The organism is Streptomyces liangshanensis (assembly GCF_011694815.1).
GTDB classification, from domain to species: domain Bacteria; phylum Actinomycetota; class Actinomycetes; order Streptomycetales; family Streptomycetaceae; genus Streptomyces; species Streptomyces liangshanensis.
Genome location: NZ_CP050177.1, coordinates 7,412,844 through 7,435,364 on the forward strand (window position 1 = coordinate 7,412,844; position 22,521 = coordinate 7,435,364).

Below are 22,521 nucleotides of genomic sequence, written 5' to 3' on the forward strand. Positions count from 1 at the left end.
GCCAGGAGGATCTCCATGCCCCGGTTGTCCTCCTCCCGGCAGCGGTCCACCATCTGGTTCATGACATGACTGCCCTCTGCGCGCTGATCCTTGCCGACCGGGCCGCCTCGACCTGTCCGCGCCGATCGCCGCGTACTGGCCCGAGTTCGCCGCGGCCGGCAAGGAGAACGTACTGGTACGGCACGTGCTACGGGACCGCGGCCGTCCGGCAACGCCGCCCCAGGTCTCGCGGCCGGGATGAGCACCGGGATGCTCCTCGACTACCTCGCCGTCCGGCTCAACGGCCCGCGTGCCGCGGCCGTCCGCCTCCGTATCGGCCTGGACGTCACCGGGGACCAGGGCGGCCCCGCCGAGGAACGGTTCCGGCTGATCGTCGAGAACGGCATCCTCCGGCACACGGCGCCGGACCCCGCCGAGAACCCGGCCGGCACGCTCCGTATCCACCATGCCGCCCTGGCCGACCTCGCCTACGGCGCGACGACCCTCGACGACCTGCTGGCGGCGAACACCGCGGCCCTGAACGGCGACCGGACGGATCTCGACACCCTGCTGGACCTGCTCGACACGTTCACCGCCGGGTTCGACGTCGTCGTCCCGAACATCTGACAGGCGCTCGGCTCGCAGAGACGGCCGACCTCCACCACGCCGCATCAGCGGACCGTTTCTGTCCGCGACAGGTGGCAGGGTGCGCTCCATGGAAGATGCCGACCCGGTGCCGCACAGCCACCGGGAGCTGATCCACCACCTGCCGCACGCGCAAGCCGCCACGAACGGAGCAACCCGATGAGCCGCCACATCCAGGTCACCTTCGACGCCCACGACCCGCGGGCCCTGTCGTCCTTCTGGCGCGACGCGCTGGGCTACATCCACCCCGCCCCGCCCGGGGTCGACCTGCCCGAGGGCGCCGACGCGCTGGCCGCGTGGGACGACTTCCTCGCGCGGATCGGCGTACCGGAGGACCAGCGCAACACGCGATCCGCCATCGAGGACCCGGACGGGCACGGCCCGCGGGTGTTCTTCCAGCAGGTGCCGGAGGACAAGGTCACCAAGAACCGCGTCCACCTCGACGTCCGCGCGGCCCCCGGACTGGAGGGGGAGGAGCGGATGGCGGCGCTGGAGGCCGAGTGCGACCGGCTCGTCGCGCTGGGAGCGGCGCGGCTGCGTCGCCACGAGCCCGCTCCGCCGATGAGCGCGGGCTTCCTCGTGATGACCGATCCCGAGGGCAACGAGTTCTGCCTGGACTGACACGGCCGGCCCGGCCCGGGAGCCCGGCCGCCCCGCGAAGCGCGCGCCACGCGGCCGGACTCCCCCCGTACCACCGCTCATTCGTCCCCCCAGTCCCACGCGCCGAAGTACGCGGCCACGCCGGTACGCCGGGCCTCGGCCACCGCGGTGAGGCGTGCGAAGTCGCGGGCCGGCATCAGCGCCTCCCACCCGGCCAGGGGCAGGACGCGGGGGTCGTGCTCCCGAGGGTCGAGGGAGATGCCGCCGATCTGCGCCGCGGTGAGCCGGCCGCCGTCGAAGACCATCCCGATCGTGCTGTACGGCCACGCCGCGCCGGGCAGCCCGTACACGGTCGCCAGCAGCCGGGGTGGGCCGGACACGGTCAGGCCGGTCTCCTCCCGGCACTCGCGCAGGGCCGTCTCGAAGGGCCGCTCGCCGGGGTCCATCGTCCCGCCGACCAACTGCCACGGGTGGGCGGGGGAGTAGACGGAGTGCAGTTGGAGCGGCCGGTCGTCCTCGTCGGTGAAGTACACGCACGCGAACGCGGTGGCCTTGAGCACCGTCTCGGCGTACTGCTCGGGCGGCAACCACGACGCGCCGCTCCGCGACGAGCCCGCCACGGGCGTGGCCGTCTCCGTGGCCGTGGGCGCGGGACGCGTCATCCGCATCAGCGCCGGACTCCCCGTGAAGCCCAGCTCCCGGTAGAGCGGCTGCGCCTCCACGCCGGCGTGGAGCTCGAACAGGGTGACGTCCTCGACGTCGGCGAGGTGGTCGAGCAGCGTGGTGACCACCGCGCGGGCGTAGCCGCGCCGCCGGAAGCCGGGGCGCGTGGCCACGACGTGCACGCGGGCGGCCAGGCCCCGGGGGGAGGCCGGGGCCGGGAGGACGGAATGGATCACGCCGAGGGCGCAGGCGGCCATGGTGCCGTCCGGGGCGTCCACGACGAACGCCCGCGCGTCACCCGCCGGACCCAGCCGGGGAGCCAGCTCGTCCGCGGAACGCCCGATCCACTCCTCGTCCAGGGGCCGGGACAGGACATGGGCGGAGCGCATCCGGACGATGCCCTCGGCATCGGCGGACGTCGCCGCCCGCACCGGAACCCACCCACCGGTGCCCCCCGGGTCGGTCGCGGTGGCGGGTACGGAGTCGATGGTCACCAGGCTTCTCCTGTCGGACACGGCTGCTTCGTGGGGTTCAACGACGCGGCCTCCCGTATCGAACTGGTGTCTTTCGGTCGGTTCGTGGTCCGGCGGGGAACGGGCCGCGGCCCGTGGGGGGTGCGCCGACCCGTACCCCGCAACGGCACTGTCGTGAAAGGGGGTTGGCCGAATCGCCGAGGATGCCGAGTGGGCCAGTCGTACGGGAACGGCGTCGGCGGGGCGCGGGCGCCGGAGGCCGGGGTGGTCGTGAACTCGTCGCGGGGCCGGGGCCGACGCGCCCTCATTGGGGTGTACGTCCCGGGGCGGGGTCCTCCGGCCGAGTAGACCTAGCTCCCGTGACTCAATTGGCCAATTGGTGCTTCAGGAATCGCCGCAAGGTGGTGGGGGCCTGGCTGCTGGCCCTGGTGGTCCTGCTCGGGATCAGCCAGTCGCTCGGCAGCCAGTACAACGAGAGCGTCAGCCTGCCGGGTACGGACTCGCAGGCAGCGGTGTCGCTCCTGAAGAAGAGCTTCCCGTCGGCGTCCGGCGAGAACGACCAGGTGGTCGTCGAGGCGCGCAACGGGACCACCGTGCGCTCCGCCTCGGTCAAGGACCCGGTCACCGCCGCGCTCGTCAAGGTGGCCGCCGTCCCCGGCGTGGAGTCGGTCATCAGCCCGTACGGCAAGGCCGGCGCGGGGCAGATCAGCCAGGACGGCACCGTGGCGTTCGCCCGGGTGACCTGGTCGAAGGTGGCCGCGGACGTCACCACGGACGACGCCAGGCACCTGATCGACGCGGCGAAGACCGCCGACGGCCCCGACGTCCGTATCTCGCTCGGCGGCCAGTCCATCTCCAAGGAGGAGGGGTCGGGTCCCGGCCTGTCCATCGTGGTGGGTGTGGTCGCCGCGCTGGTGATCCTGCTGATCGTCTTCGGCGGCGCGCTCTTCTCCTCGCTGATGCCGCTGATCACCGCGATCGTCGCGCTGTTCATCGGCCACGCGATCATCAGCCTGCTGTCCCACGCGCTGGACACCCCCAGCGTCTCCAGCGACCTCGCGATCCTCATCGGCCTCGGCGTGGGCATCGACTACGGCCTGTTCATCATCAGCAGGCACCGCAGCGCGGTGAAGTCCGGAGTCGGCTACCTGGAGGCGGCCGAGGAGGCCGTCAACACCTCCGGGCGTACGGTCCTCTTCGCGGGCATCACGGTGTGCATCGCGCTGCTCGGCCAGTTCGCGCTGGGGGTCGACTTCCTGTACGGGCTCTCCGCCGCCTCCGCGATCACGGTCGCCCTGACCATGGCGACGTCGCTCACGTTCCTGCCCGCCATGCTCGGGTTCCTCGGCGAGAAGGTCCTCTCCCGCCGGGAGCGGGCCGCTCTCGCGGAGCACGGTCCCCTCTCCACGGACGCCACCGGCTTCTGGCTGCGGTGGGCGAGGTTCATCGAGGTGCGCCGGTGGTTCGTGGCCGTGGTCTCCCTGGCCGTGGTGGTGGTGATCGCGCTGCCCCTGTTCAGCCTCCGCCTCGGCTCGTCCGGCGCCGCCGCCGATCCGACCTCGTCCACCACGCACCAGGCGTTCAACGCCCTCGCGCGGGGGTTCGGCCCCGGGTTCAACGGACCGTTCCAGCTCGTCAGCGCGGTGTCGTCGGCGGACGACAAGAAGGCGTTCGCCCGCTTCCTGGCCGACGCCGCCCACACCCCGGGAGTCGCCCGGGTGACGCCGCCGGTGACCTCCCCGAACGGCGAGGCCGTCCTCGCGATCCTCTACCCGACCACGGCACCGGGGGACAAGGCGACCGTCACGCTCGTCTCCACCGTCCGGCACCTGGGGCCGAAGGCGGAGGGCCCCGGCCACCCCGCCGTCCACGTCGGCGGCGCCACGCCCACCAACATCGACTTCTCGCACGTACTGAGCGACAAACTGCCCCTGTTCATCGCCGTGGTCGTCATCCTCGCGTTCCTCCTCCTGGTGGCGGTCTTCCGCAGCCTGCTGATCCCGTTCGTGGCCGCCGTCATGAACCTCCTCTCCGTCGGGGCCGCGCTCGGCGCCCTGACCGCGGTGTTCACCTGGGGCTGGGGCAGTTCGGCCCTCGGCCTGCCGACCACCGGACCCATCGACGCCTTCATCCCGGTCCTGCTGTTCTCGGTGCTGTTCGGGCTCTCGATGGACTACGAGGTCTATCTGGTGAGCCGGATGCAGGAGGAGTGGCACCATCAGCGCCGCACCGCGCGCGGCGACGCGGACGCGCTGAAGGCCGGCGCGGTGCGCCACAACCACGAGGCGGTGAGCCTCGGCCAGGCCAAGAGCGGACGGATCATCGCGGCGGCGGCCAGCATCATGATCCTGGTCTTCGGCTCCTTCCTCATCGGCGACAGCTTCGTCCTCAAGGAGTTCGGCTTCGGCCTCGGCTTCGCGGTCCTGGTGGACGCCCTGATCATCCGCGGCCTCCTGGTCCCCGCCCTCATGCACCTGTCCGGCCCCGTCACCTGGGCCCTCCCGGCCCGCCTCGGCCGCGTCATCCCCAACCTCTCCGTGGAGAGCAGGTCGGACAACGGCCGCCCGTGACCCCCGCGGGCGGCGGACGGGATCCGGCGGGGGTACGAGCGCGCCGCCGCCTCAACCCGCCTGCGGGGGGCGTGGGTTCGGAACCGCCGACGGCTTCGGGGGGCCCGGGGGAGTGCGGACCAGGAGGAACGCCGAGCGGCGGCGCAGGGTGAAGCCGATCGACTCGTACAGCCGGATCGCCCCGGTGTTGGCGGCCGCCGCGTGCATGAACGGGGTCTCGCCCCGCTCGCGGATGCCCGCCGCGACGGCCCGGACCAGCCGCGTGGCCAGGCCCTGGCCCCGGTACGCGGCGTCCGTGCAGACCGCGCTGATCTCCCGCCACCCCGGCGGGTGGAGCCGCTCGCCGGCCATCGCGACGAGCCGGCCCTCGCGCCGGATGCCGAGATAGGTGCCGAGTTCGATGGTGCGCGGCAGGAAGGGACCCGGTTCGGTACGGGCGATCAGGTCCAGGATCTCGGGTACGTCGGCCCGCGTCAGGCGGACCGCCTCGGCGTCGGGCTCGGCGCGCAGGGAGGTGTCGACCAACTGCACGCCCTGTCCGCGCCGTACGGCCTCCCACCCGTCGGGAAGGTGCGTCGCGCCGCTGACCGGGGCGAGGGCGTCCGGCCCGACCAGGGAGACGAGGTCGTCCCAGGCACGGGGGTCGGTCGAATCGGCGAGGGCGGTGAACGGGGAGACGTCGGTGGGGTAACGGGCGGCGCGGCCCACCCGCTCGGCGAAGCGGGCGTGCGGGCCGTCGAGCGACGCCCAGGCGGGGTTGTCGAGGATGTGCGGTGCCGGGACGCTCCCGCCGCCGGACTCCCGCCCGTCGCCGGGTTCGGGAAGCGGGTGGCTCGGGGAGGGGTGGACGCTGGTGGACATGAGGGCCGATCTCCTGGTGACGGTGCTCAGTTGCGGGTGCGGGGGTGCGGGGGTGCGGGGGTGCGGGGTACGGGGTACGGCCTCGCGGTCGGCGGTTCGGTGGGACGGCAGGTCGGCGGGACCGTTCAGGCGGCGCGTGGCGGGCCGAGCGCGAACGGGCCGCGGGCCGGGGCGCCGCCCACGAGGTCGGCCGCCAACTCCCCGATGACCGGGGCGAACTTGAAGCCGTGCCCGGAGAAGCCGGCCAGCACGGTCAGCGGTCCCGCCCGGTCCACGACGAAGTGGTGGTCCGGCGTCGTGGTGTACAGGCACGTGCTCGCCACCGGGGCCGTAGGGTCCACCCCCGGCAGCCACCGCTCGGCGTACCGCTGGACCTCGGCGAGGGCCCGGGGGGCGACGGTACGGTCCCGGTGGTCCGGGTCCACGACGGGCCCGACCCCGTGGAAGCCGACCTTGACCCCGTCGTCGCTGCCGAGTCCGTAGATCCCGCCCTCGTCCGCGAGCCCGGCGCCCGGGTGGTGGATGAAGCTCGGCCAGTCGAGCGCGTCGGCCGCCGGGAAGTGCGCGGGCTGCTCCTGGGTGACCCGCATCGCCGGCAGACCGGGCAGGAGCCCCGACAGCCGCCCCGGCGCCCACCCCCCGACCGCGACGACCACCGAGTCGGCGGTGAACGTCCGCTCGTCGGCGGTCACGATCTCGGCGCGCCCCCCGCGTACCGACAGCCGGGTCACCTTCACGCCGTGCCGGATGTGCGCGCCGTGCTGCCGGGCGGCCTGCTGGAACGCCGCGACCGCGCGGTCCGCGTGCACCCGGCCGGCCTCGGGATGGAACAGCGCGGTGGTGTCGGCGAGCAGCCCGGGCCACCGCTCGGCGGCCTGCGCCGGGGTGAGGAGCTCCGCCGGCCGGCCCGCCGCGCGCAGGACGTCGTGGAGCGCGGAGGTCGCGGCGGCGGGTCCGTGGTCGACCGCGCCGGTCAGCTCCAGCACCCGCCGCCCGGTCTCCGCTTCGAGGCGCCGCCACAGCGGCAGCGCCCGTACCGCGAGGGAGACGTAGAACGGGTCGGCGTAGGCCAGCCGGAAGATCCGCGAGCTGCCGTGCGAGCTGCCCCGGTCGTGGCCGGGCCCGAACTGCTCCAGGAGCGTGACCTGTTCGCCCCGTGCGGCCAGGTGCCAGGCGGCCGAGGAGCCCATGACCCCTCCTCCGACGACGATGTGATGGACCACGGGGGCAACATCCCTTCCGGTTGAACGGATATGACGGGTGATCAGAAGACGGTCGCGGGTTCGGCCGGTGCCGGCCGGCCCGCCGTGGTGAAGGCGGTCAGACCCGCGCCGGCGCGCTCTCACGCGCCGGGAGGTCGGGGAGTCCGAGGTTCTCCCGCAGCGTGGTGCCCGTGTAGTCGGGGGCGACGATCTTCCGCTTGCGCAGTTCGTGCAGCAGGCCGTTGACGACGAAGTCGTGCTCCCGCGGGTCCGCGAGGCCGCCCAGCGTGACCACGTCCAGCACCCCCGCCCGGAACCGCTCCTCGACGGCGTCGGCGAGCTGCTCGGGCGTACCGGCGACCGCCCAGTGCCCGGTGTCCTGGGCCGCGACGACCAGCTCCCGGAGGGTGTAGCCCTGGCGGGCGTACCCGGCGAAGATCTCGACCCGTCCGCGACGCCGGTTCACCGAGCCGAGGTCCGGCAACAGGCTCTCCGGCAGCTTCGCGTCGAGCGGGACCCCGGACAGGTCGATCCCGCCGCCGAGCATGTCGGCCACCTGGGCCCGGCCGCGGTCGAAGTCGATCGACTCCCGACGCTCCCGTACGAGCCGCCGCGCCTCCTCCTCGGTGGCGCCGTAGGTGGCGTGGAGCGAGCTGAAGATCAGCGGCAGCCCGTCGGGGCGCCCCCACCGCCGCGCCTGCTCGCGGATCCTCCGGGTGAAGTCCACCGCGACGTCCAGGGTGGGGAGGGAGGTGAAGACGATCTCGGCGTACCGGGCGCCCAGCGCCGTACCGGCGGCGGACTGCCCCGCCTGCATCTGGACCGGGCGGCGCTGCGGCAGCGGCGGGATGTTCAGCGGGCCGGCCACGGTGAAGAACCGGCCGGAGTGGCCGATCGGGCGCACCCGGTCGCGGTCCAGCACCGCCGTGCCGTCGGCCCCCGCGGTCAGCGCGCCGGTCTCCCAGCTGTCCCACAGCGCGTTGACCACCTCCAACGCCTCCTCGGCGCGGGCGTAGCGGTCCTCCGGGCCGGGCAGGCCGCCGGGCCCGAAGTTCTCCTCGCCGACGGAGGAGGTCACCAGGTTCCAGGCGGCCCGCCCGTTGCTGACGTGGTCGAGGGTTCCGAACAACCGGGCCAGGTTGTACGGGTGGTGGAACGTGGTCGAGACGGTGGCGATCAGGCCGATCCGCGAGGTCACCTGGCTCAGCGCCGAGACGAAGACCAGCGGCTCCTGGGAGCCGATCGCGCCCTGGGCGCCGAAGCTCAGCAGGTCGGCGGTGAACAGCGCGTCGATCCGGGCGGCCTCCGCGAGCTTCGCCACGCGCACGGCGGTGTCCAGGGTAGACCGGGTCGGGTCGAGCGCCAGGTCGTACGTCTCCGACGTACCACCGGCTCCGGTGACGGTTCTCAGCGTTCTGGGCCGCTTCGCGCTCACGACTGGTCCATTCTCACCGGTGACGGCGATATCGGGATGACGGCGGCAGGGCGGGGACCCGTCCGGGCAGAGGCCGGGACGGGACCGGAGCAGGGGATGCCGACGCGGGGCAGGGGAACAGGACGCCGCCGGGCCGTACGGCTCAGGAGGCCGGGAGCACGGCGCGGGGCGCGGAACCGAACGGGCGAAGGGTCAGCGACAGAGCGCGGTGTGGGTCCGGCACAGGTCGACGTGCCGGCGCCTGGTCCGCACCGGCGGCGCGATCGCGGCGCGGGCCGGCCCGGAAAGGGCGGACCTGACGTGCGATGCCTTCACGTGACTTCCCATCGGTCCTGGAGTGAGCAGGACGAACGTACGCGCCGGGAGGGCGGGCTTGTCAAGAGCGCGCGGAGCGGCCCTCGATTGACGCTCCATCGGTACGTCCGTATCGTATGGTCATGCCTCTTGCACACCGTACGCGCAGAGCCGGCGGGGCCAGGCGGATCGCGGTTCTGGGTTCGGTGATCGACGTCCTCGCGGAGCGGGGGTACGAGAACACGCGATTCGCGGATGTGTCGGCGGCGAGCGGTGTGGCGATCAGCACCCTCCAGAATTACTTCGGGTCCCGCGAGGACATGATGATCGAGGCGATGCGGCGCTACACCGACCAGGAAGTCCTGGCGCTCAACAGCGTGGTGGAAGCGGAACGGGATCCCTGGAATCTCCTCGTCGCGCTCGTCGACCGGAGCCTGGCCAACTCGGAAAGTACCCGCCGCGTGCTCGTCGAATTCTGGCGGGCGGCCATGCGCGACGAGGAATTGCGCGAATACAGCGTGGAACTCCAGACGCGTTACCGCGAGCCCTTTGTCGACGCGATGGTCGCGGGGCAGGAGCAGGGCATCTTCGAGCTCGCGCACAGTCCCGACGACGCCGTCGACTTCCTCCTCATGGCCGGCATCGGTTTCATGATTCCGCAGATCCTGCACCACCCCACCCCGTCCCCGGAGTCGTTCCGGCGCGTACTGCTGTCCCAGATCGCGGTGATGGTCGGCCGGAAGGCCTGACGCGGGCCTCGCGCCGGATGACGGCGCGTCATTCCTCCAGAGCCGCGAGTGCGTCGCGCAGCGCCGCCCGGGAGCCGATCCCGAGCTTCGGGAAGATCTGGTAGAGGTGCGCGCCGACGGTCCGGTGCGAGAGGTAGAGCCTTTCCGCGATCTGCTTGTTGCTCAGGCCGGACGCCGCCAGATGCGCTATCTCCCGCTCCTGCGGGGTGAGCGCCTTGCCGTCCACGGCCGTTCCCGGCGCGGCCCATCCGGTGGCGCGCAGTTCCTTCGACGCGCGCTCCGCCCACGGGCGGGCGCCGAGCAGGGTGAAGGTCTCGTACGCCTCGCTCAGCGGCCCCCTGGCCTCCGTGGTCGCGCGGGCCCGCCTGAGCCTCTCGCCGTAGGCCAGCCGCACCCGGGCCCGGTCGAACGGCAGGCGTTCGACGCCCGGCAGCGCCAGCGCCCGCTCGAAGAGCCGTGCCGCCTCCGCGTGGTCTGCGGCGCACAGCGCCTCCGCGCCGCCGGCCAGCAGCGCGAGCCGGGGGGAGAGGGCCGCGAGGTCCGCCTCCCGCATCGCGGCCACATGGGCGGCCGCCTCCGGGTGGCGGCCCGTGCGTACCGCGGCCTCGACCAGGTCCATCGCCACCCACAGGGCGTGCGGTACGTGCGAGGCGAAGGTCCCCGCCGGGCTGATGGCCGTGGCGTTGCGGTACGCGCTCTCGAAGTCGCCCCGTCCGAGATCGACCACGGTACGCACCTGCCGGGCGTAGTGCAGGGCGGCGCCGACGCCCCGGGGTGTCGCCCACCTGACGATGCGTTCGGTGAGCGGGTCCGCCGTGCCGCTGTCCCCGCGGGGTCCGGCGACGACCGCCCGGCAGTACCAGAAGTACCAGGTGAAGAACGCGTACCCGGAGTCCTCGCACAACTGGATCCCCTCCTCCGCCAGTTCCACGCACTCGTCCCACCTGCCGGTCAGGTAGTCGTCGAGGCAGAGGTGCATCAGGGCGCCGAGGTGCCTGCGGACCGGGCCGCCGTCCCGCCCCTGGAGGACCACCTTCCAGGAGGCCTCACGGACGTCCCCCAGCCGGTCGGCGTAGAGGGAGGCGGTCCCGAGCCGGACGATCCTGCCCGGGTCGGTCTCCTCGGGCAGTCCGCCGAGGAGCGATTCCAGCTCCGCCAGCGCCCCGATCCCCGAACGCGCCGGATCCGAGAAGGTCTTGGCGACCACGGACAACAGGGTGGGCGGTTCCGGCCGCAGGCGCGCCATCGCCGCGTAGAGCGGTTCCCACGGCTCGGCACGACCGCTGAAGAAGCACAGGAGCACCAGCAGGTGCACCGCGTCGACCAGGGCGTGGTCCGTGGCGTCGTACCCGTGCGCGCCGGACTCGACGGCGCCCACCAGCAGGCGGTGGGCCGTGTCGATGTCGCCGTCCCCGTTGATGACCAGGTAGACGGCGGCAGCGGCGGAGTGCAGCGAACCCACGTGGTCCGGGTCCGCCCGCCGCGCGTGGTCCAGCAGCTCCGACGCGCCCCGCAGTTCCCCCGTGGCGTCGGCGCCGATGTACGCCGCCTCCGCCAGCCGCCGGGCCCGGTCCGCGCCGAGGGGGCTCAGGTCCGCGGCCCGGATCAGCGCGGCCACCGCCCCCACCGCGTCCCCCCGCGCGGTGATGCGGTGGGCGGCCCGCTCCAGCAGCGCGGCCACCTCCTCGTCCGGCTCGACGGACGCCTCCCCGAGATGCCAGGCGCGGCGCTCGGGATGCCGCGCCACCCGGGCCAGGGCGCGATGGGCGGCGCGGCGCTCGGCGCTCGTGGAGGCGGCCACGACCGAGGACCGGATCAGGGGGTGCCGGAAGACGAGCCGCCGCGTGCCCTCGTCGACGTGCACCAGCCGGTCCCGCTCGGCGGGGGCGAGGTCGTCGAGGTCCGTGAGGTGCCCGGCCTCCCGGGCCGCCGCCCGGAGGACCCCGAGGTCCCCGGTCCCGTCCGTCGTGGCGAGGAGCAGCAGCCACCGGGCGGCGGGCGGCAGCCGGGACACCCGGGAGACGAACAGCGCCTGGAGCCGCCCGCCGAGCGGCAGGACAGCCGGAAGGTTCTCCAGCGCCGCGCGCTGCTGCCCGGTCAGCACCGCCGGCAGCTCCATGAGGGCCAGCGGGTTCCCCTCGGACTCCACCAGGAGGCGCTGCCGGACCCGCTCGGCGAGATGGGGGAAGCGTGCGTCGAGGAGGGCCCGCGACGAGGTGGCGTCCAGGGGCGGCACCTCGTACTCCGGTATCCCGCCGCCGTTGAAGAAGCTCTCGCTCCCCGAGCGCATCGCGCCGAGGAAGCCGACGGCACTGCCCGCGAGGCGGCGGGCCACAAAGCCCAGGACGGCGGCGCTGGCCCGGTCGATCCAGGGCAGGTCGTCCACGACGAGGAGATACGGCTCCGCCGCCGAGACCTGCCGCAGCAGCATCAACGTCGCGCTCGACACCACCAGCCGGTCCGGCGGCGGCCCGCCGCCGAAGCCCAGCGCCACGCGCAGGGCGTCCCGGTGCGTGTCCCGCAACTCGCCGAACGTGTCGGCGAGCGGGAAGAGCACCTGGTTCAGCCCCGAGTAGCTGACGTCCGCCTCGAACTCGACGCCAGCCGCGTGCAGGACCCGGGTGCCGCTCGCGGCCGCGGCCTTCGCCACCGCGCCGAGCAGGGCCGTCTTACCCACGCCCGCCTGCCCGGACAGCAGCAGCGCCCGGCCGCGGTCGGCGGAGGCGAGGAACGCGCGGATGCGGTCCAGTTCCCCGGCCCGCCCGACCAGGGCGTCGTCGGAGCCGTCCTCGAAGAGGTCGCCGTACCCCACCTCGTCACGCTCCCGTCCGCCGTCCCCCGGGCCGGGCATCGTCAGGCACGGCGCGCGGCATGCGGTTATTGTACGGTCGTGGCGCACCAAGAACCGGTACGGCCGTACCGGCTTGTGTGATTCAGGACACGGGTCACCGATCACCCGCCCCGGATTCGTCCAGCAGCCCGAGCCCGCGGAGCCAGGTGTCGTCGAAGACCTTGGACAGATAGTTGCGGCCGGAGTCCGGCAGCAGCGCGACCACCAGGTCGTCCGGCGTCAGTTCCGCCGCCACCCGCAGCGCCGCCGCCACCGCGGTGCCCGCGGAGCCGCCGACCAGCAGGCCTTCCTCGCGGGCCAGGCGCCGGGCCGTCCGCAGGGAGTCCCGGTCCCCGATCCGCTCGAACCGGTCCACGACCTCGGGGTGGTAGGACTGCGGCCAGGTATCGTCCACCGTCTCCGGGTGGCGGAAGTGACCGATGCTCTCCACGTAGTACGGGCTCCCGTCCCCGCCCGAGTACACCGAGGACTCCGGGTCGGCGCCGACCACCGTGACCCGGCCGCCACTGACCTCCTTGAGGTACTCGCCGGTCCCGGTGATCGTCCCGCCGGTGCCGATGCCCGACACCAGGTGCGTGATCCGGCCGTCGGTCTGCCGCCAGATCTCCGGACCCGTGGTGCGGTAGTGCGCCAGCGGATTGGCCGGGTTGTCGTACTGGTTCGCCAGCCACCCCCCGGCCGTCTCGGCGGCGACCCGGGTGGCCACGGAGTGCACGTGGTCGGGATGCTCACGCGGTACGTCGCTGGGGCAGACGATCACCTCGGCGCCGTACGCGCGCAGGACGGCGACCTTCTCCGCGCTGCTCTTCTCGGGGATCGCGAAGACGCACCGGTAGCCGCGCTGCGCGGCGACCATCGCCAGCCCGACGCCCGTGTTGCCCGAGGTCCCCTCGACGATGGTGCCGCCGGGCGCCAGCTCCCCGGACTCCTCGGCCGCCTCGACCATCGCCAGCGCGATCCGGTCCTTCACACTGCCGCCCGGATTGACGTACTCCAGTTTCACGTAGACCGGTGCGAGGGCCCCGTCGGTGACGCGGTTGAGGCGGACCAACGGGGTGTTGCCGACCGCGTCGGTGAGGGAAGCGTGGACGTCCAATGCGGTGCTCCTTGCGTACGGCGCTGTGGCCGGCGGGACGGGTCGGATCCCATCGTTTCACTCGTGTGAAACGTGGACCGCCGCCCGGGACTCCGGCACGTGTGGCGGGCCCGCCGGGAGGGCCGCCGGCGCGGTTCCGGCGGTCCGGGGCGGCATTGTCCGACGCGGGACGAGCGGTTACGGTGAAGGCCGATCACCCCCTCCGGCACCGCGCCCCGGCGCCCGGCCGGCCCGGCGATCGACCCGACGACCGCGGGCGAGACGAGACGGGACGAGGTGAACGGTATGGGCGCGCGACACCCCGGTGGACGCGACCGCCGCATGCCGCACCACGGCGGTTCCTTCGAACTCGGCGTCGCCCGGCGCCACGTCGACCTGCTGCGCGTGAGCAGCGCGCTGTGTACGGGGACGTCCCCGGCCCGCTGAGCGTGCCCCCGCCGCTCACGCCGCCCGACACCGCGACCTGACCCACCCCCACCGGCCCGCCCCGGCGCACCGACACGTCCCCGTGCCTCCCCTTCCCGCGTGTGCCGTCCGGCGCGTCCTTCCCCGGCGCCCCGCCGCCTCCGCGCCCCCCGGCGCCTCCGCGCCGCCCGCCGAGCCCCACCCGCCCCCACCGCGCCACGCCCCACCACGCCCTCCCGTCCCCACGACCCCGGCCAACCGCCCCTCTGCCAGGACCACTTCACCCGGAGGCATCCCCCATGACCGACCACGACGAAGGTCTTCCCCACCTGCACCTGGCACTGGAGGCCGACGGCGACGGCGCCCACCCCGCCGCCTGGCGCCACTCGGGGCGCCCGCCGGGCGCCGTCCTGACCGCCCGCGCGCTACGGGACGTGGTGGCCGCGGCCGAGGACGCGGGCTTCGGCCTCGTCACCTTCGCCGACTCCCCGCTGCCGCCGGCCGCGACGCCCGGCGCGGGTCCGGCCGGACGCGTCGAGGCCGGAACCAGGGCCGCCCACGTCTCCGTCCTCACCGACCGGATCGGCCTCGCGCCCGTCCTGCACGTCGCCACCACCGAACCGTTCCACCTCGCCACCCAGTTGGCGAGCCTGGACCACGCCTCGCGCGGACGGGCCGGCTGGGTCGTCGGCGCGGCGGCCGGCGAGGCCGACCTCGCCACCGTCGGAGGAACGGCGCTCCCGGCCGGCGGCCTGCTCCGGGAGACCGCCGACGTCATCGACACCGCCCGCGCCCTGTGGGACTCGTGGGAGGACGACGCGGTCGTCAAGGACGCCGCGACCGGCCGCTTCCTGGACTCGGACAAGGTCCACCCCATCGACTTCGAGGGCGCGTCCTTCACCGTCAAGGGCCCCCTGATCACCCCGCGCCCGCCCCAGGGCCAGGTCGTCGTCCTGGTGCCCGACGCGCTGGAGGCCGACTCCCGCGCCGACGTGGTCCTCGTGTCCCGCCCCGACCCCGCCGCCGTCACGGCCCGTGCCGCCACGGCCAGGGAGTCCGGCGCCCCGCTGGTGTTCGCCGAGGTGGAGGTGGTCCTCGACGCGGGCACCCCGGCCGCCGAGCGGCTCGCCGCGCTGGACGCCTCCGCTCCCTGGCCGGAGTCCGGGCGGCTGCGCCACGTCGGCTCCCCGGAGGCCCTCGCCGCCCTGCTGCGCGAACTCGCCGGGTCGGTCGACGGGGTCCGGCTGCACCCCGCCGTCCTCGCCGTCGACCTGCCGGTCCTGACCGGGCACGTCCTGCCGGAACTGGCCGCCGCGGGGCTGTGGCGGGCGCCCCGGCCCGGCGCCACCCTGCGCGACACGCTCGGCCTGCCCCGTCCCGCCAACCGGTTCGCCGCCCCGGCGACCGCACACGCCTGAGGTGAGTGCCATGACAGAGACCCCGCCCCAGCTCCACCTCGGCGTCTTCTTCACCGGCGTCGGACCGCAGCTGATCTGGACCGACCCCGGCGCGCCCTCCCACACCGCGATCGACACGTTCGTCGACATCGCGCGGACCCTCGAACGCGGCCTGTTCGACGCGTTCTTCCTCGGCGAGGGACTGCGGGTACGGGAGAACCGGGGCCGGGTCTTCGACCTCGACGTCGCCGGGCGCCCCGACGCCATCACCCAGCTCTCCGCGCTCGCCGCCGTCACCGAGCGGATCGGCCTGGTGGCCACCCAGAACACCACGTACAACTACCCGGCCGACCTCGCCCGGCGGCTGGCGAGCCTCGACCTGCTGTCCGACGGCCGGGCCGGCTGGAACATCGTCACCACCGACAACGCCTGGACGGGCGCCAACTTCCGGCACGGCGGCTGGCTGGAGCACGAACGCCGTTACGACCGGGCCGGGCAGTTCGTCGACGCCGCCAAGGCCCTGTGGGCGTCCTGGGCCCCCGACGCCGTCGCGCCCGACGGGCAGGCCGCGAGCTGGGCCCGGCCCGGGTCCGTCACCCCGGTCGAGCGGGACACCGACCTCGTACGGCTGCGCGCCACGGCCACCGTCCCCGGCAGCCGGCAGGGCCGCCCGGTGCTGTTCCAGGCGGGGGACTCGGACGGCGGACGCGAACTCGCCGCCCGCCACGCCGACGTGGTCTTCTCCGCCAACACCGAGTACGGCAAGGCCGTCGCCTACGCCGCCGACCTGCGCGAACGGCTCGCCCGCCACGGCCGCACGCCCGACTCGCTGCGGATCCTGCCCGGCGCGAGCCTCGTCCTCGGCGACACACCCGCCGACGCGGAGGAGAAGGCCCGGTGGGTACGGCGCGAACAGGTCAACGGACCCCGCGCCCTCGCCTTCCTGGAGCAGTACTGGGGCACCGACCTGTCCGGCTACGACCCCGACGGGCCGCTGCCCGGCATCGAGCCCAGCGAGGACGAGCTCGACCCGTCCCGGGGCACGATCGCGATCGCGCACCGCAGCGGCAAACTGGCGCTGATCCAGAAGTGGCGTGACCTCGCGGCCGAACGCGACCTGTCGATACGCGAGTTGGTGCTGGAGGTCTCCCCGGGCCACCCGACCTTCGTCGGCACCCCGGCGTCCGTCGCCGACGAGTGGACCCACTACGTCCGCACCCGCGCCGTCGACGGCTTCAACCTCGTACCGCACCTGCTCCCCGCCTCGATCACCGACGTCGTCGACAAGCTCGTCCCCGAACTCCAGGAGAGGGGCGTCTACCGCACCGCGTACCGGGGCACGACCCTGCGCGAACACCTCGACCTGCCGCCGCTCCCCGCCGCCGGCGCCTGATCCGCGGGACGGACCGCGGCCACCTGCCCACGGCAGGGCCTGCTCCCGTACGCGGATCAGGCCCTGCCGTGCGCCTGTTGCGACTGCCGCGACAGCGAGTCGATGACCACCGCGGCCAGCAGCACACCCCCGGTGATCATCAGCTGTACGGCCGACTGGATGCCCAGCAGCGCCATGCCCGAGGCGATCGACTGGATGACCAGGATCCCGAGCAGCGCCGACCAGGTCGTCCCGCGTCCGCCGTACAGGCTGGCGCCCCCGACGACCGCCGCCGCGATCGCGTTCATCAGCAGCATCACGGAACCCGACGTCTGGTTCGCGGCGGTGATCCGGGAGGCCAGGAACAGGCCGCCGACCGCCGCCAGCGTCCCGGACACCATGAACACCGACACGCGCACCCACACCACCCGCACCCCGGTGCGCCGGGTGGCCTCGATGCCCCCGCCGATCGCGTACACCTTCCGTCCGTACGGCGTCCTGCGCAGGAGGATGTCCAGCGCCGCGATCACCACCAGGAAGACGAGCAGCGCGAGCGGCATGCCCTGGAACCGGTTGAGGATGTGCGCCGCGCAGAACGAGATGACCGCCACCACCGCCGTGCGCACCCCGGTCTCCCCGAGCGGCTTGTAGGGCATCCCGGCGTCCTTCCGGCGCCGCCTGTCCCGCCAGGACACCAGGAAGAACGCGGCGGTACCGAACGCCGCCAGCCCGTACGCCACGCCGTCGTCGTGGAAGTAGTAGCCGGTCAGCTGGGCGACGAAGCTCTGGTCGTCGAGGTTGATCGTGGCGCTCGTGCCCAGGATGTAGAGCATGAGGCCGCTCCAGCCCAGCAGCCCGGCGAGCGTGACGACGAACGCGGGCACGCCCAGCCGCGCCACGATGTACCCCTGGAACGCGCCCACGGCCGTCCCGGCGAGCACGGCGACGATGATCGCCGGCGCCTCGGGCACGCCGTGGAGCACGTTCTGCACCGCGAACACGGCCGCCGCGAGCCCGCTGACCGACGCGGCCGACAGGTCGATGTCCCCGATCAGCAGGACGAACACGAGGCCGACCGCGATCAGTCCGGTGCCGACGACGTCCACGCTCAGGTTGGACAGGTTGCGGGGGGACAGGAAGCGGGAGTTGAGGCTCTGGAACACGATCCAGATCACGACGAGCCCGGCCACCGCCGGGACCGAGCCCAGCTCCCCGCTGCCGAGCCGGCGGCCGAACGCCTTCGCGACGCGGGTGAGGGTCGAGACCAACGTACTCAGGACTCGTCCCTCCCCACGCCCGGCGGGCGATGTGTCACGGAGCTGCTCGTCGCCCCGGTCATCGACGCGAGGATCTGCTCCTGGGAGGTGGTGCCCACGTCGAAGTACCCGTTGTTGCGGCCGAGGTGCAGGACCGCCACCCGGTCGGCCACGGCCTTGATGTCGCCCATGTTGTGACTGATGATCAGCACCCCGAGGCCCTGGTCCCGCAGCCGCTCGACCAGGTCGAGGACCCGCACGGTCTGCTGGATGCCGAGCGCGGCGGTCGGCTCGTCCAGCAGGAGCATCCGCGGCGAGCCCAGCAGCGAGCGGGTGAGGGCCACGGTCCGCCGCTCGCCCCCGGACAGCGAGGCCACCCGCTGCCGCACGTGGGGGACGTTCAGGGGCAGCGTCGTGTCCAGCAGTTCGCGGGTACGGCGTTCCATCTCGACCTCGTCGAGGATGCCCCACCTGCTGATCTCCCGGCCGAGGAACAGGTTCCCGACGATGTCGAGGTTGTCGCAGAGCGCGAGGTCCTGGTAGACGGCCGCGATGCCCAGGTCCTTGGCGTCGTGGGGGCGCCTGATCCGTACCGGCCGCCCCTCCCACTCGATGACCCCGGTGTCCGCGGGGTCGATCCCCGCGATCACCTTCACGAGCGTGGACTTGCCGGCGCCGTTGTCGCCCATCAGCGCGACGACCTCACCGGCCCGGACCTCCAGCTCGACGTCCGTGAGTGCCTGGACGGCGCCGTAGCGCTTGGAGACGCCTCGCACGGCCAGCAGGGGCGCGGGGGTCACGGTCACCACCTCCCTCCTCGGCCCGTCACGTGGTGAGTCCGGCCCTTCCGCACGCCGACGCGAACCTCGGGGAGCAGATCTGGCCAATCGTGTACATGCCGTCCTTGACGACGGTGCTCCTGATGTTGCCGACGGTCACCGTGATCCCGTCCAGCAGGACGGCCGGGACGTTCCTGGTCGTGGGGCTGTCGACCCGGTCGGGGGCCTGCTTGCCGAGCTTCTCGCCCCGGCCCAGGGTGAGGGCCATCTCGGCGGCGGCCGACGCCTCGGGCGCGAAGGGCTTGTAGACCGTCATGTACTGGTCGCCCACGACGATGCGCTGCACGGCGGACAGTTCGGCGTCCTGCCCGGTGACGGGCGGCAGCGGCCGGACCACGTTCGCCCTGAGGGACGCGATGACCCCGGCGGCCAGTCCGTCGTTGGCGGCGTACACGCCGTTGATGTGATCGGCGCCGAGGGACGCGATGGCACCCGACATGTTGCTGTTGGCGATCTCCGGCTTCCAGCCCTCGGTGTCGTACGACTTGCCGATCCGCACCTTGCCGCGCAGGACGGACAGGGCGCCGCGCTTGAACAGGTTGGCGTTGGGGTCCGCGGACGGGTCGCCGTTCATCATCACGATCTGCCGGCGGGCCGCGTCCGGGCCGAGGGCCTTGAGCAGGGCGGTGCCCTGGAGCCTGCCGACCTGCTCGCCGTCGAAGGACACGAACCCGGAGATCGGGCCGTTGGTGAGCCGGTCGTACGAGACGACCGGGATGTCCGCCGCCCGCACCTCCTCGACCGAGGAGGTCAGCGCCTTGGCGTCGACGGGCCCGAGGATCAGCGCGTCGACCCCCTGGGTGATCATCGAGTCCACCTGCTGCTGCTGGGCAGCCACGTCCCCCCGGGCGTTGCCGTACCGCACCCGGCAGTCGTCGCACAGTTCCCTGACCCGGCGCTCGATCAGCGGCCGGTCGAATTTCTCCCAGCGCGCGGCGCGACTGTCCGGGAGCAGCAGCCCGATCGTCAGACCGCCGCCGCCCGAACCGCTCCCGCCGCCGTCGCCGCACGCGTTCAGGGCGAGGCCGGCGGCCACCACGGAGACGGCGAGGGTGACGGTGCCGCGACGGAGCCCGGTACGTGCTGCGGTCCGGAACACTCGGAGTTCCTCCTCGCCCGTTCGACGGCGCCCCCTGACCCGGGACCGGAGGCGGTACGGGCAGGTCGGACGCGGCCTACCCTGCCACGGGCCCCGCGTCCGGACCGGACGCCTCGCGTGGCGGCACCGGGATTTCACTCCACACCTGCTTGCCGCCGCTCACCGGCACCGAGCCCCAGGCCGCCGACATCGCCTCGACCAGCAGGATGCCGCGCCCGCCGGTGGACTCCCAGTCCACGATCACCGGTTTCGCGGGCGCCCGAGGGGAGCCGTCGGTCACGGCGACCCGCAGCCGGTCCGCGGCCAGCGCGAGGTCGAGACGCACCGAACCCTGGGTGTGCACGAGGGCGTTGGTGACCATCTCCGAGACGATGAGGAGTACGACGTCGGCCTCCTCCGCCAGGCCCCAGGCGCGCAGGGTCCGCGCGGTGAAACGCCGCGCGTGCATCACCGCGTCCGGCAGGCGCCACACCGTCCAGCTCGCCCGGACGGGCCGTACCTTCATCCCGTCGTAGCGCATCAGGAGCAGCGCCACGTCGTCGTCCCGCCGCCCCCCGCCCCCGAGCATCGTGTCGGCCATCCGGCCGGGGTCGGACGTGTCGGTGGAGCGCAGCACCTCGCACATCCGCCGCATGCCGTCCTCCAGGTGGAGGATCTGGGACTCGACCAGGCCGTCGGTCAGCAGGGCGAGGACCGTGCCGGGGGCCAGCCCCAGCGTGGTCATGGGGAACTCCGCGTCCGCGAGGACCCCCAGCGGGGGCCCGCCCTCGGTCGTCAGTTCCTCGGTGGAGCCGTCCGGGTGACGCAGCAGCGGCGGAAGGTGCCCCGCCCGGACGAACCAGGCGTCGCCCTCCTCCATGTCCAGCTCGACGTAGCAGCAGGTGGCGAAGAGGTCGGTCTCCATGCCGACGAGCAGCCGGTTGGCGTGCGAGACGACCACGTCCGGGGGGTGGCCCTCGACCGCGTACGCCCTGATCGCCGTACGCATCTGGCCCATGATCGTCGCGGCGGCGGCGCTGTGTCCCTGCACGTCCCCGATGACCAGGGCGACCCGTCCCTCGGAGAGCGGGATGACGTCGTACCAGTCGCCGCCCACCGCGAGTCCCGCCATCGCGGGGAGGTAGCGGGCGACGGCCACCCCGCCGGCCAGCGCCGGGAGCCTGCGGGGCAGCAGGCTGCGCTGGAGCGTGGTGGCGAGTTCGTGCTCGGCGTCGAAGGCACGGGCCCGCTTGAGGGCCTGTCCCACCAGGCCGGCCGTCGCGGTGAGCAGGGAGCGCTCCTCGGGGCGGAACTCGTGCGGTGCGTCCCAGCCCACCAGGCAGGCGCCGACCACCCGCCCCTCGGCGGGCAGCGGCAGGACGGCCAGCCCGCCGGGACCGACGTCCGCGAGCCCGTCCCCGCTCGCGGGCCCTTCCGGCCACAGGCTGACCCGGCCCTCGCGCAGGGTGCCGGCCAGGGTGGGCAGGGCCCGGATCGGCAGGTCGGGCCATTCGGAGCGCCACTCCGACTGCCAGGCGTCCGGCCACGCGGAGGGTTCCGGCGGATCGAGCGCGAGGACGACCAGCCGGTCGGACTCGATCTCGGCGAACGCCACCCGGTCGGCGCCCAGCGGACCGCGCAGCGCGGAGACCATCACCCGTCCCACGTCCCGCACGCTCATCGCGTCGGCCAGCGCCGCGGCGAGCCGCTGCACCCGGGAGACCTCGTCGGCGCCGCGCCGCAGCGCGTGGGCGTCGGCGACCACGCCCACCACCCGGTCGGGTCGGCCCGTGTGGTCGGCCAGCACCCGGCAGCGCATCTGGAGCCAGCGCAGTTCGCCGTTCGTCCGGCGGACGCGGAACTCCAGCTCCCGGCTGCCGGAGGTGACCTTGCCCGGTTCCACCAGGGACATGAGCGCGGGCAGGTCGTCGGGGACGCAGTGGGCGAGGAAGGTCTCCACCCGGCCGTCGAAGCGGTCCGGCGCCATGTCGACCAGTTCGAGGACCCGCGCGTCCGCGTCGATCCGCCCGGTGCTCAGGACCAGGCTGAACTTCCCGACGCGCAGCGGGTCGGACGCGGTGGCGGGCAGGACGGGCGGCGGGCGGCCGACGGTCAGGACACTGCCCGGCTCCCCGTGGGCCTCCAGGCGGGCGGCCACCTGGTCCGCGTACACCTCCAGGAAATCGCGCCGCTCGGCGTCGAAGCCGGCCTCGGCGTCGTCGACCACGAGCAGGCAGCCCAGCCGCCAGGGCAGCGCGCCGAGCGAGATGTCGACCGGGAGGGGCCGCTGTCCCGTCTCGCCGTAGGAGCCCAGTTCGGCGGGGCCGAGCCACAGGGGGTGGCCGGTGCAGTACGCGTCGGTGACCGGTGACCTGCTCGACAGGGCGTACACGTCGGGGAGCGGGATCCGCTCGCGCAGCCGCCCGGAGGCCTGGGCCAGCCGGAGGGAGCGGCCTCCTTCGTCGAGCACGTAGACGGCGACCAGGGCCGCCCCGGCGAACGCGAGCACCTGCCCGGCGACGGCCTCCTCGCCCCCGCCCGGCGGCAGACCGCCGTCAGCCCCGCCTGCCGGGTCCGCCCACAGCCTCGGGACTTCGACCTCGGTGCCACCATCACCGGACATTCCGCTGTATCACCTACGTCCCATCATCCACTCACGGCAAACGGGGAGCCAGCCCGGCGGCGCCGCCGGTACGGGAACGTCCTCCTCGTCCGTACGGCCCGGGCACCGGCGTGCCGGGTACCACCCAGTTTTG

General features: G+C 73.7%; 16 protein-coding genes and 2 pseudogenes. 8 read left to right on the forward strand and 10 right to left on the reverse strand.

Annotated features, from left to right (window positions below; genetic code table 11):
• Window positions 1–68: 68 nt before the first annotated feature.
• The 3 genes and pseudogenes from HA039_RS32230 to HA039_RS32240 form a co-directional block, all read left to right on the forward strand.
• Window positions 69–199, forward strand: a pseudogene (locus HA039_RS32230) (serine hydrolase); the annotation flags it as partial.
• 38 nt (window positions 200–237) lie between these two features.
• Window positions 238–606, forward strand: a complete 369-nt coding sequence (locus HA039_RS32235) for an alkyl sulfatase C-terminal domain-containing protein (protein WP_167035381.1) — start codon at window positions 238–240, stop codon at window positions 604–606.
• A 177-nt stretch (window positions 607–783) separates the two neighbouring features.
• Window positions 784–1,245, forward strand: coding sequence for a VOC family protein (locus HA039_RS32240; RefSeq protein ID WP_167035384.1), 462 nt, complete (start codon window positions 784–786; stop codon window positions 1,243–1,245).
• 77 nt (window positions 1,246–1,322) lie between these two features.
• On the opposite strand, the gene HA039_RS32245 is transcribed toward HA039_RS32240, so the two are convergent.
• The gene (locus tag HA039_RS32245) at window positions 1,323–2,402 is read right to left on the reverse strand and encodes a GNAT family N-acetyltransferase (RefSeq protein WP_341830047.1); all 1,080 of its coding nucleotides are present in this window, start codon (window positions 2,400–2,402) and stop codon (window positions 1,323–1,325) included.
• Between the two features lie 359 nt (window positions 2,403–2,761).
• Here HA039_RS32245 and HA039_RS32250 point away from each other — a divergent pair, with 359 nt between their 5' ends.
• A complete protein-coding gene (locus HA039_RS32250) occupies window positions 2,762–4,930 on the forward strand; it encodes an MMPL family transporter (protein ID WP_167035386.1) in 2,169 nt (722 codons plus the stop codon).
• 51 nt (window positions 4,931–4,981) lie between these two features.
• Here the strand turns inward: HA039_RS32250 and HA039_RS32255 are convergent, their stop codons facing one another.
• The 3 genes from HA039_RS32255 to HA039_RS32265 all read right to left on the reverse strand — a co-directional run bounded on the left by HA039_RS32255 (window position 4,982) and on the right by HA039_RS32265 (window position 8,428).
• Window positions 4,982–5,791, reverse strand: a complete 810-nt coding sequence (locus tag HA039_RS32255; RefSeq protein ID WP_167035388.1) for a GNAT family N-acetyltransferase — start codon at window positions 5,789–5,791, stop codon at window positions 4,982–4,984.
• A gap of 125 nt (window positions 5,792–5,916) precedes the next feature.
• Entirely contained in the window at window positions 5,917–7,014 is a 1,098-nt protein-coding gene (locus tag HA039_RS32260) for an FAD-dependent oxidoreductase (protein WP_279592875.1), read from the reverse strand.
• A 97-nt stretch (window positions 7,015–7,111) separates the two neighbouring features.
• Window positions 7,112–8,428 carry an NtaA/DmoA family FMN-dependent monooxygenase gene (locus HA039_RS32265; protein ID WP_167035392.1) on the reverse strand — a complete coding sequence of 439 codons (1,317 nt, stop codon included), beginning with the start codon at window positions 8,426–8,428 and terminating at the stop codon, window positions 7,112–7,114.
• A 437-nt stretch (window positions 8,429–8,865) separates the two neighbouring features.
• On the opposite strand from HA039_RS32265, the gene HA039_RS32270 reads away from it, so the two are divergent.
• The gene (locus HA039_RS32270) at window positions 8,866–9,471 is read left to right on the forward strand and encodes a TetR/AcrR family transcriptional regulator (protein WP_167035394.1); all 606 of its coding nucleotides are present in this window, start codon (window positions 8,866–8,868) and stop codon (window positions 9,469–9,471) included.
• 28 nt (window positions 9,472–9,499) lie between these two features.
• On the opposite strand, the gene HA039_RS32275 is transcribed toward HA039_RS32270, so the two are convergent.
• Entirely contained in the window at window positions 9,500–12,322 is a 2,823-nt protein-coding gene (locus tag HA039_RS32275) for an AAA family ATPase (protein ID WP_167035396.1), read from the reverse strand.
• Window positions 12,323–12,419: 97 nt separating this feature from the next.
• A pseudogene (locus HA039_RS32280) lies at window positions 12,420–13,418 on the reverse strand (PLP-dependent cysteine synthase family protein); the annotation flags it as partial.
• Between the two features lie 285 nt (window positions 13,419–13,703).
• Between HA039_RS32280 and HA039_RS32285 the strand changes: the two are divergent.
• From HA039_RS32285 to HA039_RS32295, 3 genes are all read left to right on the forward strand, one after another.
• Window positions 13,704–13,844, forward strand: a complete 141-nt coding sequence (locus HA039_RS32285; protein ID WP_167035401.1) for a putative leader peptide — start codon at window positions 13,704–13,706, stop codon at window positions 13,842–13,844.
• Window positions 13,845–14,122: 278 nt separating this feature from the next.
• Window positions 14,123–15,241: an LLM class flavin-dependent oxidoreductase gene (locus HA039_RS32290; RefSeq protein WP_167035403.1), complete on the forward strand. Its 1,119-nt coding sequence runs from the start codon at window positions 14,123–14,125 to the stop codon at window positions 15,239–15,241.
• A 10-nt stretch (window positions 15,242–15,251) separates the two neighbouring features.
• The gene (locus HA039_RS32295) at window positions 15,252–16,613 is read left to right on the forward strand and encodes an NtaA/DmoA family FMN-dependent monooxygenase (protein ID WP_167035406.1); all 1,362 of its coding nucleotides are present in this window, start codon (window positions 15,252–15,254) and stop codon (window positions 16,611–16,613) included.
• Between the two features lie 56 nt (window positions 16,614–16,669).
• On the opposite strand, the gene HA039_RS32300 is transcribed toward HA039_RS32295, so the two are convergent.
• The 4 genes from HA039_RS32300 to HA039_RS32315 form a co-directional block, all read right to left on the reverse strand.
• A complete protein-coding gene (locus HA039_RS32300) occupies window positions 16,670–17,869 on the reverse strand; it encodes a sugar ABC transporter permease (protein WP_167037959.1) in 1,200 nt (399 codons plus the stop codon).
• On the reverse strand, window positions 17,866–18,657 hold the full coding sequence (locus HA039_RS32305; protein WP_243869898.1) for an ATP-binding cassette domain-containing protein: 792 nt from the start codon (window positions 18,655–18,657) through the stop codon (window positions 17,866–17,868). Before HA039_RS32305 ends, HA039_RS32300 begins: the two co-directional genes overlap by 4 nt.
• Before the next feature lie 16 nt (window positions 18,658–18,673).
• Window positions 18,674–19,786, reverse strand: a complete 1,113-nt coding sequence (locus HA039_RS32310; RefSeq protein WP_167035408.1) for a sugar ABC transporter substrate-binding protein — start codon at window positions 19,784–19,786, stop codon at window positions 18,674–18,676.
• Between the two features lie 76 nt (window positions 19,787–19,862).
• Window positions 19,863–22,388 carry a SpoIIE family protein phosphatase gene (locus tag HA039_RS32315; RefSeq protein ID WP_167035409.1) on the reverse strand — a complete coding sequence of 842 codons (2,526 nt, stop codon included), beginning with the start codon at window positions 22,386–22,388 and terminating at the stop codon, window positions 19,863–19,865.
• Window positions 22,389–22,521 lie beyond the last annotated feature (133 nt).